The organism is Ligilactobacillus acidipiscis DSM 15836, from assembly GCF_001435755.1.
In the GTDB taxonomy this organism is placed as follows: domain Bacteria; phylum Bacillota; class Bacilli; order Lactobacillales; family Lactobacillaceae; genus Ligilactobacillus; species Ligilactobacillus acidipiscis.
Genome location: NZ_AZFI01000060.1, coordinates 1 through 10,700 on the forward strand (window position 1 = coordinate 1; position 10,700 = coordinate 10,700).

8 protein-coding genes are annotated in these 10,700 nt (G+C 39.4%); all 8 read right to left on the reverse strand.

What is annotated here, in order from left to right:
- Positions 1-99: 99 nt before the first annotated feature.
- The 8 genes from mutM to trmB all read right to left on the reverse strand — a co-directional run bounded on the left by mutM (position 100) and on the right by trmB (position 10,588).
- Positions 100-939, reverse strand: a complete 840-nt coding sequence (gene mutM, locus FC65_RS05590; protein ID WP_056971872.1) for a DNA-formamidopyrimidine glycosylase — start codon at positions 937-939, stop codon at positions 100-102.
- A gap of 164 nt (positions 940-1,103) precedes the next feature.
- Positions 1,104-3,770 carry a DNA polymerase I gene (polA, locus tag FC65_RS05595; RefSeq protein ID WP_056971868.1) on the reverse strand — a complete coding sequence of 889 codons (2,667 nt, stop codon included), beginning with the start codon at positions 3,768-3,770 and terminating at the stop codon, positions 1,104-1,106.
- Positions 3,771-3,934: 164 nt separating this feature from the next.
- Positions 3,935-4,639, reverse strand: coding sequence for a Bax inhibitor-1/YccA family protein (locus FC65_RS05600; protein WP_010496373.1), 705 nt, complete (start codon positions 4,637-4,639; stop codon positions 3,935-3,937).
- Between the two features lie 183 nt (positions 4,640-4,822).
- Positions 4,823-6,154 carry a UDP-N-acetylmuramate--L-alanine ligase gene (gene murC / locus FC65_RS05605; RefSeq protein ID WP_056971869.1) on the reverse strand — a complete coding sequence of 444 codons (1,332 nt, stop codon included), beginning with the start codon at positions 6,152-6,154 and terminating at the stop codon, positions 4,823-4,825.
- An 86-nt stretch (positions 6,155-6,240) separates the two neighbouring features.
- Positions 6,241-8,661, reverse strand: coding sequence for a DNA translocase FtsK (locus tag FC65_RS05610; protein WP_056971870.1), 2,421 nt, complete (start codon positions 8,659-8,661; stop codon positions 6,241-6,243).
- Positions 8,662-8,742: 81 nt separating this feature from the next.
- Positions 8,743-9,390, reverse strand: coding sequence for a YtpR family tRNA-binding protein (ytpR, locus tag FC65_RS05615; RefSeq protein ID WP_056971871.1), 648 nt, complete (start codon positions 9,388-9,390; stop codon positions 8,743-8,745).
- 32 nt (positions 9,391-9,422) lie between these two features.
- Positions 9,423-9,743 carry a thioredoxin family protein gene (locus FC65_RS05620; protein ID WP_010496383.1) on the reverse strand — a complete coding sequence of 107 codons (321 nt, stop codon included), beginning with the start codon at positions 9,741-9,743 and terminating at the stop codon, positions 9,423-9,425.
- A 200-nt stretch (positions 9,744-9,943) separates the two neighbouring features.
- The gene (gene trmB, locus FC65_RS05625) at positions 9,944-10,588 is read right to left on the reverse strand and encodes a tRNA (guanosine(46)-N7)-methyltransferase TrmB (protein WP_010496385.1); all 645 of its coding nucleotides are present in this window, start codon (positions 10,586-10,588) and stop codon (positions 9,944-9,946) included.
- Positions 10,589-10,700: the final 112 nt, after the last annotated feature.

The following is a 10,700-nucleotide window of genomic DNA, read 5'->3' on the forward strand; positions in this document are numbered from 1 at the left end:
TAATTTTGTGACGAACTAGCACCACGCGTATTTAATAAACTCTTGTTGCCCCGAAGAACATCACATTTTATCACAATCCAAAAATAATTGCTCAAACCATTAACTGGCAACCGAGATCAGCTTTTGACAGTGCGGGCAAAAATGTGTGCCGCGTTGTCCAACCACGATCTTTTCGATCGGCGTCTGACACCTCGCACAAGGTTCGCCTTTTTTACCATAAACATTTAACTGATTTTGGAATAAACCAATTTCAGCATTAGCCCCAGCAAAGGTAAAGACTGTTGTTCCATGAGCTTTGATCGCACGATTCAATTCCAGGATGATATTATCATGCAATTTTTGTGTTTGTTCATAAGTAATTTCAAAGCATTTTGTTTCAGGATGGATCTTAGTCATCCATAATACCTCATCGACATAAATATTTCCTAATCCAGCAACGATCGTCTGATCAAGTAACGCGGTTTTAATAACTTTCTTTTTCTTTTGAAGTTCTTGATAAAACTCATCGACTAAAAACGTCTCTGGAGTGGGTTCTGGTCCCAATTTTTTTAACGCAGCCAGATCATCTTCTGTACCGGTCTTGACCAAGTGCATGCGGCCGAATTTACGCACATCATTGTATCTTAACTGGGTCCCATCATCTAAATCAAACACAACATGCGTATGCTTATCAAGTGGCATTTCACTACTTTTAACTGAATATTTACCTTCCATCCGCAAATGAGAAACCATCGTCAGTTCTCCGGAAAAGCGAAAAAGCAGGTACTTCCCCCGACGATCGATTTTTTCAAATTTCTTGCCGGTCAACTCTTTGATAAATTCTTGCGGGTCTCCTTGAATGATCTTAGGATAAAGCAACTCAATGCCAGTGATCTGTTTATCGGTGACAAGTTCACTTAACCCCCGTCTAACTGTTTCAACTTCTGGTAACTCAGGCATTTTTCCACCAACTACTCTCTTTTTAATTATCACAAGGAGAAATAAACTCCTTATTTATATACTATCATTTTAAAAGCCGTGAGACCGGGCAAAATTTGTTCGGTCTCACGGTCAACACAGCTAAACTAATAAACAAAAAATTTGTCAGCTGGTAAATATCTTTTTTATTTTGCACTAAACCATGTTTTGCCATGGGCACATTCCACTTTGAGTGGAACATTTAAATCAACAGCTGAATCCATAACACTTTTGACCAGTTCCTCGAAATCGGTCAATTCTTCGTCTGGGACTTCAAAAATCAACTCATCATGGACTTGCAGTAACATTTTAGCCTGCATCTTCTTTTCAGCTAACTTTTTATCCATGTTGATCATCGCGACTTTGATGATATCCGCAGCACTGCCTTGGATCGGACTATTCATCGCCGTCCGTTCAGCAAAGGAACGAATATTATAATTTTTATTTTTGATGTCTGGCAAATAACGACGTCGATGGAAAATCGTCTCTACGTAACCTTCTTCACGCGCGTGCTCAACGATTTCATCCATGTATTTTTTGACCCCAGGAAACTTTTCAAAATAAGTGTCAATAAATTGTTTGGCCTGTTTACGTGTGATCCCGATGTTTTGCGACAAACCATAGTCACTGATCCCATATACTATGCCGAAATTGACGGCTTTAGCCTGGCGACGAATATTTGGGGTAACTTCGTCTTCGCTGTCAAGACCAAAGATCTGCATGGCGGTATTAGCGTGAATATCGCGATCTTCTTTAAAGGCTTCTTGCATATGCTCATCACCAGCAATATGTGCTAAAACACGAAGCTCGATCTGCGAGTAATCAGCAGAAAAAATCTGCCAACCCGCACGACTCGGTACAAAAGCCTGTCTGATCTTACGTCCTTCTTCCAAACGGACTGGAATATTTTGCAAATTAGGGTCAACTGAAGACAAACGTCCGGTTGCTGTCAAAGTCTGCGTATAGCGAGTATGAACTTTTTGATCTTCCTTGAAAACGACCTTTAGCAAACCTTCGATATACGTTGATTGCAATTTAGAAATCTGCCGATATGTCAAAATATTATCAACGATCGGTGACATTCCACGCAATTTTTCTAACACACTGACTGCAGTAGAATAACCAGTTTTAGTTTTTTTGATCACTGGCAATTCTAATTTTTCAAATAGTATGTGCCCCAATTGCTTTGGTGAATTAATATTAAATTCTTCACCAGCTTCATTATAGATATCCTGTTTTAATTCAGACAAACGTTCTTTAAATTCACTTTTCATTTGCTCCAAGCGTTCAGTATCTACAGAAATACCAGCAATTTCCATTTTTGCCAAAACTTGTGCCAACGGTAATTCCATTTCATCATATAGATTTTGTTGCTGGTTATTCTTCAATTCAGTGAAAAGTGGTTCTTTTAAAGTTGCTATCGCAAAGACCTTATGACTCAAATGAGCAAATAATTGGTCATCTTCAGCTGGAATCTCCCGTTTAGCACCCTTACCATAAAATTGTTCATCGGTTTTGACTTGATCAAATCCGTGAAGACTAGCCAATTCACCAAGATCATCACTATTTTCAGTGTTATTCAATAAATAAGACACTAACAGCAAATCAAAATCGACATTGGTCATTGTAATTCCCAGACGATTCAAACCAACAAAAGTTCTCTTACAATCAAAAACATCAAGCTTAATAGCCGGATCGGTCAATATTTGCTTCAGTGGCGCTTGTTTTAATAATTCAACATCTCTAGCACCATAATATTGATCCGCGATCTTGAAAACAAAGCCAACAAAGGGAGCATTATGATAATTTTTGCCGTCCATCTCCAAATAAAAGACAACTGGTTCTTTAATTTTTGCAGGGACTTTATCCAAGTTTTTCTGAGTTAACATTGTCACTGCAAGTTTATCGAATGCCTTTTGTTCATCCGGATCCTCGCCAGTCAAGTCCTTTAAAAAGCTCTTAAAATCAAGTTCTTCATACAAGGAGTGCAAGTCTGTTTCATTCATTTCTTGTCGCTTTGTATCAATTAATTTGATCGTCAAAGGCGCATCTGTTTTGATCGTGGCTAAGTCTTTACATAGCAGTGCAGTTTCTTTGTCCTCGATCAGATGTTCCTTCATTTTAGACTGCTTCATTTCGTCAATATGTTCGTAGATACCTTCAACGCTAGTATATTGCTTCAATAGTTTAATAGCCGTTTTTTCACCGACTTTAGTCACACCTGGATAATTATCCGAATTATCTCCAGCTAAACCTTTCATATCGATAATTTGCTTAGGTTCTAAACCATATTTTTCCTTAACATGATCAGGAGTATATTCTTCGACCTCGCTAAAGCCTTTTTGTGTCACAGCGACAGTCGTTTTATCAGTCGTCAATTGAGTCAAGTCACGGTCCCCAGTGACAACGACGACACGATACCCCTCTGCTTGTCCTTGGCGGGATAAAGTCCCGATAATATCATCAGCTTCGTAATCAGCCAATTCATAATCTTTGATTCCATATGCTGCCAACATTTTCTTCAAATACGGAAATTGTTCACTGAGTTCTCCAGGTGTTTTAGCTCGACCTGCTTTATAATCAGAATATTTTTTTGTTCTGAAAGTTGTTTTGCCAGCATCGAAAGCCACCAAAACGTTAGTAGGAGAATACTTTTTCAAAATATTATCAAGGATCTTTTTAAAAACATAAATAGCATTAGTATGCAGACCATCGTGGTTTGTAAAGCTGCCGACATTTTGTAAAGCAAAAAAAGCACGAAAAGCCACGCTATTACCATCAACTAATAAAAGTGTATCTTCTTGTTTGGTCATTATTATTCTCCTCTAATTTAATATTACTGATACTATTCTACCAAAAATCACTGCTGATTTCGAAGCAGACTCTCTATTGTTTGGCACAATTTCTTGAATTAAAAACTTCAAAAAAAGATACCCGCAAATTTGCTAGGTATCTTTTAGTTTGACTTTTCTAATAATTAGTCTCGACTGCTGCCACCAGAAAAAATAGTTAATAGTTGGATAAAGATATTGATAAAATCAAGGTACAACTGTAAAGCACCTGAAACGGCCAACGAAGTTGTGTTCACTTGATCACCAAACTGTAAATACATATTTTTAAAGTTTTGAGAATCCCAGGCAGTTAGGATCGTAAAAATAATAACGCCGACAAATGAAAAGATATAACTGATCATTGGACTTTGCAAGAAAATATTAATAAAAGTAACCAAGATCAAAGCAATCAAAGCTGCCAAAGCCTGTTTACCAAAACCAGAAAGATCTTTCTTAGTTGTTGCTCCAAAAATAGCCAAAACAACAAACTCAGTCGCTGCAGCAACAAAAGCCATTGCCACATGCGAAATATCATAAACCATCAAAATGGTACTTAAAAACAAGCCCTCGATTCCAGCAAATGCAAATAGCATAACAATGCTAGAAACTGCCGAACGTCCCGGCTTAAACGAAACTCCAAAAACCATAACTAACTGAATTGCAAATAGTGCAAAAAAAGCAAAGCGGTGAGTTCCAAAAAAGTTCAAAACGCTCATCTGAAAAGTAGTCGCACAGAGATATGCAATCAATGCTGAAAAAGCGACTGCCCCTGCCATAAAGCCATACATTTTAGTGAAGAAACGGTTTAAGCCGCCTTCTCCAGCTGCATAAGTTTGATTAGAATTATTCATTTGATCGTCCTCTCTTAATTTTTTATCGATTATGATCCTTTAATGATCTTCAACGGAATTATCATACCATATGAATAAATCACAAGCAATTTTGATGTTCCAAAAAAGGTCGTCCTTTCAGACGACCTTAATGCTGCTTATGTTTAAATACAATTTCAATAATAAGGATCAACCGCGCGAGATCTAGTTTTTACGTAGCTTAACTTCACTTAGCAGTCGCTCATAAGCAATTTCATACTTTTGAATGTCCCCAGCGCCCATAAATACCACAACTCCATCATGGTAATCTAACAGCGGCGACATGTTTTCAACACTCAGTATTTCTCCGCCTTTTGTGATTTTTTCACCTAGATCAGCCGCTGAAACACTACCATTCGTCTCACGGATCGAACTGAAAATTTCAGTCAAGTAAACCTTATCTGCCAAATTTAACGTTTCAGCAGACTCATCCATCAACGCAATTGTGCGACTGAAAGTATGCGGTTGAAAAACAGCGATGATCTGTTTATTGGGATATTGTTGCCGCGCAGCATCGATCGTAGCTTTGATTTCATGAGGATGATGAGCATAATCATCAATAATTATCATATCCTCGACCTTTTTTTCAGTAAAGCGGCGCTTGACACCTGCAAAGGTCAATAAATGTTCCTGAACATCACGTTGATCAATTGCTTCAATGTAAGCAACAGCGATCACTGCTAAACTGTTTAAAATATTGTGCTCGCCAAACATATGGATCTCGTATGTGCCTAAAAACTCTCCTCTGAAATAAACATCGAAGGTAGAACCGCTAGTTGAACGTTTAATGTTTTTAGCTTGAAAATCATTATCATCTTCGACCCCGTAATAATAAACAGGGAGATCAGATTTTAACTTACGCAGATTTTTGTCTCCACCCCAAGCAAATATCGCTTTATTTGTTTGGTCTGCCAAAGTTTGAAAAGCAGCGCAAACATCATCGATACCAGTAAAGTAGTCTGGATGATCAAAATCAATATTGGTCATAACCGTATAATCCGGGTGATAGGCAGCAAAATGACGCCGATACTCATCAGCCTCAAAGACAAAAAAGCGCGCATCGGGTGTTCCTTTGCCTGTCCCGTCCCCAACTAAGTAACTAGTCGGAGCTACACTACTTAAAACATGTGACAAAAGTCCTGTAGTGCTTGTTTTGCCATGGGCACCTGCAACAGCGATCCCAGTTGTTTCTGTCACTAGCATTTCGACAACTTCTGGATAAGTTAGAACTTCAAGCCCAATTTTTTTAGCTTCCGCGATCTCAACCTGGTCATCATCGAAAGCATTCCCAGCCACGATAGTCATGCCAGGTTTAATATTCTTGCTGTCAAAAGGAAGGATATCGATCCCTTCTTGTTCTAATCCCCGTTGGGTAAACGTATATTTATCAATATCTGAGCCAATAACTTGGTATCCCTTGTCATGTAAGATCAATGCGAGGGCACTCATACCCGTTCCTTTAATACCAACGAAAAAATAGGTAGTATCCATATTCATTACAAATATCCTCTTTTCTATTTTCCACTTCTATCAGTCTATCATATCCGCGAGGAAATGTATCTAAATTCTAAAACTTAAAAAAATTAACTTTCTCTTAATTTAACCAGGCCCTCAGGCGTTAAGAAAACATCACGAGGCTTGGATCCCTTGGCTTCAGAAATATATCTCTTGGCTTCAAGTTCCTCTACAATACTTGCAGCACGATTATAGCCTATGGAAAAGACCCGCTGTAATTTGGAAGTTGAAACTGCCTCCTCGTTAACAATATAATCCAACACTTGAGGCATTAACTCATCCTCATTTTCTGATTGGATCGCCTCTTCTTTGAGACCGTCAGGATCAAAGGCAAAGTTCGGCTGACCTTGCTTTCTGACAAAGTCAGTGATCCGATCAACTTCTTCGTCAATAAACGTTCCTTGCAAGCGGATCGGCTGACCAGCACCATTACCTAAGTAAAGCATATCGCCTTTGCCAAGTAAGCGCTCGGCTCCGGCAGAATCCAAGATCGTCCGCGAGTCTACCTGACTAGCGACCATGAAGGCCACTCGAGTCGGAATATTATTTTTAATGGTCCCAGTAACAACATCAACACTTGGACGCTGAGTTGCGATCAACAAGTGGATCCCAGCAGCACGAGCCTTAGCAGTGACCCGTGCGATGTAATCTTGGACTTCTGAAGCTGCGACCATCATAAGATCCGCCAACTCGTCGATCACGATCACAATATATGGCATCTTCAAACCATAATCACCTGCAGCCATGGCCTTCTCATTGAAACTATCGATATTCCGTGCTCCACTAGCCGCTAAACGTTCATAACGCTCGTCCATTTCTTTAACTACCCATTTTAATGCAGCAGCAGCCGATTTTGGATCTGATACGACTGGTGCCAGCAAATGAGGGATGTTTTGATACGGTGCCATTTCAACAGCTTTCGGATCGATCAAAAGTAACTTCACTTCGGACGGCTTAGCCTTATACAGCAAAGAAACTAATAAACTATTAATAAAGACAGATTTACCTGAACCTGTTGCACCTGCTATCAAACCATGAGGCATCTTCTTCAAGTTAGTGACTTGCGGTTTGCCGAATAAATCGACCCCTAAAGCGACTGTTAAAGGAGACCGCGCCGTCTGAAAGGCTTGTGACTGCAAGACTTCACGCAACATGACCGGTCGTGACTTCTTATTCGGGATCTCGATCCCAATGCTGCTTTTACCTGGGATCGGAGCCTCGATCCGAATGTCTTTAGCAGCCAAAGCCAACTTAAGATCATCAGTTAAATTGGTGACTTTATTGACCTTAACTCCTCTACCCAAAGTAATTTCAAATTGGGTAACAGTTGGACCAATCGTCCAGTCTTTAACTGTACCGTCGACATGGAAAGCTTGCAATGTTTCATTTAAGACATCCGCTTCTTGCAAGACCCATTCATCCATTTGCGGATCATCTTCGATAACTGGCTCAGGTAATAATGCAGTGTCTGGAAATTGATAGTTAATGTCTTTTTCCGACTCATCTTTTTGTCCAGTCTGTCCCTTTTCACGCTCTTTAAACAAGGAGAGGTCACGTTGCTCATTTTGTTCTAAATTTAAAATATCGGCAAAGGAGCGGCTTAAAGCCCGCTCTTTTGGTTGGGCTTTGTTTACTGTTTTTTGTGTTTCTTTACTTTCTTGCACACTGTCAGAGTCATCATTTATCGTTACAAGATCTGTATTATTTTCTTCAGCCAAACCAATTTCCTGAGCTTCCGTTCTGCCAGCAGGATTTTGCGACTCTTGTAGGTCATCATCCATGCTGTTGTTAGTCGCCACTGGTGAAACATCAGCACTTAAAGCTTGCGGTCGTACCGTCACCTCAGCATGTTCGACCAACTGTGAACCAGCAGCTGAATTTAAGTTATTTTTTTGCTCTTCGGACTCATCCGCTGCATCTTCATTAGGATATAGACCAGTATCAGTTGCTTGATCTTTGCTTGCACGATCGTTATCTGTATGCTTTGCAGTAGGCAAAAATGTTTCTGTTTGCAGAACCTTATTTATTTCTTCGCGCTCTTTATTTTCTTCATCGTCGCTGGCAGTTTTGGAAACTTGGTGCTCATTTGGAAGATCAATTTTAGCTACATTCCTACCAACAGCTTTTTGTTGCGGCTCTGGGAGTGTCAAATCAATTTCTTCAAGCTCATTGTCATGCTCCAGGCCGAGCAAATAAAAAGTATCCGCTGGTTTTTGCAGTTCCTGGCACAACCGCTGATATGCAATTTTTTCTTTTGGCCTAGGCGAACGCGCTTTGTTCAACAAAGAAGGAGGAACATAAGACGGACGAAATGGACGTGAATTTAGTTTGACCCTTTTACTTATCGGATCACCGCTAACTGAGCTGTTAACACGTGCAGGCTTATGAACACCCTTTAGTGCATCTTTATTTACTTTTCTTGGTGAGACCCATTTGCTTTTTTTATAACTGTGAAGCCGATAAAAAGCTGGACCATCATAATGTTTCATAAGACTATCATCCAATCAATAAAAAAATCGGGTAGTTCGACAACTAAAACACATTGCTTTCTACCCGGCTAGTACAAACATCTATTTTGCTGAGAATAAACCTGCAGCTTGCTTAAAATCAAAAGCTTGACCGATCTCATATTCAGCAGCAGGCAACTCAAGGATCCCCCGCTTCTTAGGAGCATTCGGCAATCCTAACTCACGTGCAGAACACACCATGCCAAAACTGTCTTTACCCCTTAATTTACCGGGCCAAATAATCGCCCCACTTGGCATCATTGCCCCAACTCTAGCAACAACAACTGTTTGCTTTTCAGCAATATTCGGTGCACCGCAAACGATCTGCAGATGTTCTCCATCGTTGACCAAAACTTTCAATATATGCAAATGGTCAGAATCTGGGTGAGAGACCATTTCCTCAACGTAACCCACAACAAAACGCGGTTTATCATCTACAGCCAATTCAGGTGCAAAACCCGCTTCATTCAGCAGATCGTTCAAGTCATTAACCTGTTTTTGCGTTAATTTTACTTGACCAGAAACACCATTCAAGTCAGAAACACATTTTGACGCTTGAAAGAAGTTATAGCCCAAAGTTTCACCAGTTTTTTCGTCATAGATCCGAACAACGTTATCTTTTTTTTCAGACACTTGCGCAATGCTATCCTGATGTAAAACAACCATCAAGACATCACCCGTTTGTGCAAAATTATAGTTTGCGATCAACATACTCTAAATCCTATCTCCCTTATTTCTATAAATTAATTTACAGCCGTTAAAAAGTCTTCAACCTCTTTTTTGGTTTTGCGGTCTTTATTGACAAAGCGGTCTGCTTCTTGGCCATTTTCATAAACAATAAAACTTGGGATCCCCATGACCATCATTTCTTGGCACAGGTCAATATTTTCGTCACGATCGACCTGAATAAAAGTATAGTCTGAAAATTCTTGTTCGATCTCTGGCATTGCCGGTTTAATAAAACGGCAGTCAGGACACCAGTCAGCAGTAAAGAACAAAACATAATTTCCTTTTGCCAGCTTATCTTCTAATTCTTTTAAGTTCATTTTAGGTAACATTTCCATGGTAAATTCCTCCTAAATTGTCCTGACAGTTCTGTTGCTGCCCGCCAGGCCTCTAATTGAGTACTATAATTAAGTTTATTTTTTAGTTGGGATAATTGCTTTTGTTTCACAAATTGAGCACAACAAACTAATTATAATATATTTGATCTAAATTTCATATTCTAATGTTCATAGTCAAGGATCTTTTCTCTCTTAGCTGATCAGTCTGTAAAATGAGCTGCTAATTTATAGATCGGTTGTCCTTTTTGACTAAACTTTTCCTCATATTCAGTCATCACATTGTCAGCTGCTTCTTCTGACGCGTGCAGGTCCAGCCACACTTGATCGAAAACCATGCCGTAGTTATTCATTGATGTCAGTGAGTATTCAAACAAACCACGATTGTCAGTTTTAAATTCCAACTGACCATCTTTTTGCATGACTTGCTGATACTGTTTCAAAAAAGTCCGATAAGTTAACCGTCTTTTAGTATGTCTTTTTTTAGGCCAAGGATCCGAAAAATTCAAAAAAATCCCTGCTACTTCATTTGATGCGAACATCTCAGTCAAGTCATTGCCGTCGCCGCAAACTAATTGCAAATTTGGTAATTGAACTTCAAGCTGTTTTTTTAAAGCAATGCCGGTTGCTGTTGTCTGTACTTCGATCCCAATGTAGTTATGCTCTGGGTCACGTCTAGCCATTTCAACGATAAAACGACCCTTCCCCATTCCGATCTCGATCAACAAAGGCTGTTTTTGCGAAAACCTCTCAGACCATTTTCCACGCCACTTTTCAGGCTCAGTCACGACATATTGTGGGTTGGCTTCAATCAATGGCAATGCCCAGGGTTTGTTTTTTAATCTCATTTCTTCCTCCAAATTAAAGTTAAAACTGTTTTTTACTTAGAATAATTTCAAATTTTTAAATTACTTGAGAAGTATTTATTCACCTGGATTATTCATAATTTTACCTTGAGGT

What these genes read in the sequence shown, in the direction of transcription:
- trmB (WP_010496385.1), bottom strand. Translation starts at nt 10,588, where the DNA reads ATGAGATTAAAAAACAAACCCTGGGCATTGCCATTGATTGAAGCCAAC.
- ytpR (WP_056971871.1), bottom strand. Translation starts at nt 9,390, where the DNA reads ATGTTGATCGCAAACTATAATTTTGCACAAACGGGTGATGTCTTGATG.
- FC65_RS05600 (WP_010496373.1), bottom strand. Translation starts at nt 4,639, where the DNA reads ATGAATAATTCTAATCAAACTTATGCAGCTGGAGAAGGCGGCTTAAAC.
- polA (WP_056971868.1), bottom strand. Translation starts at nt 3,770, where the DNA reads ATGACCAAACAAGAAGATACACTTTTATTAGTTGATGGTAATAGCGTG.
- murC (WP_056971869.1), bottom strand. Translation starts at nt 6,154, where the DNA reads ATGAATATGGATACTACCTATTTTTTCGTTGGTATTAAAGGAACGGGT.
- mutM (WP_056971872.1), bottom strand. Translation starts at nt 939, where the DNA reads ATGCCTGAGTTACCAGAAGTTGAAACAGTTAGACGGGGGTTAAGTGAA.
- FC65_RS05620 (WP_010496383.1), bottom strand. Translation starts at nt 9,743, where the DNA reads ATGGAAATGTTACCTAAAATGAACTTAAAAGAATTAGAAGATAAGCTG.
- FC65_RS05610 (WP_056971870.1), bottom strand. Translation starts at nt 8,661, where the DNA reads ATGAAACATTATGATGGTCCAGCTTTTTATCGGCTTCACAGTTATAAA.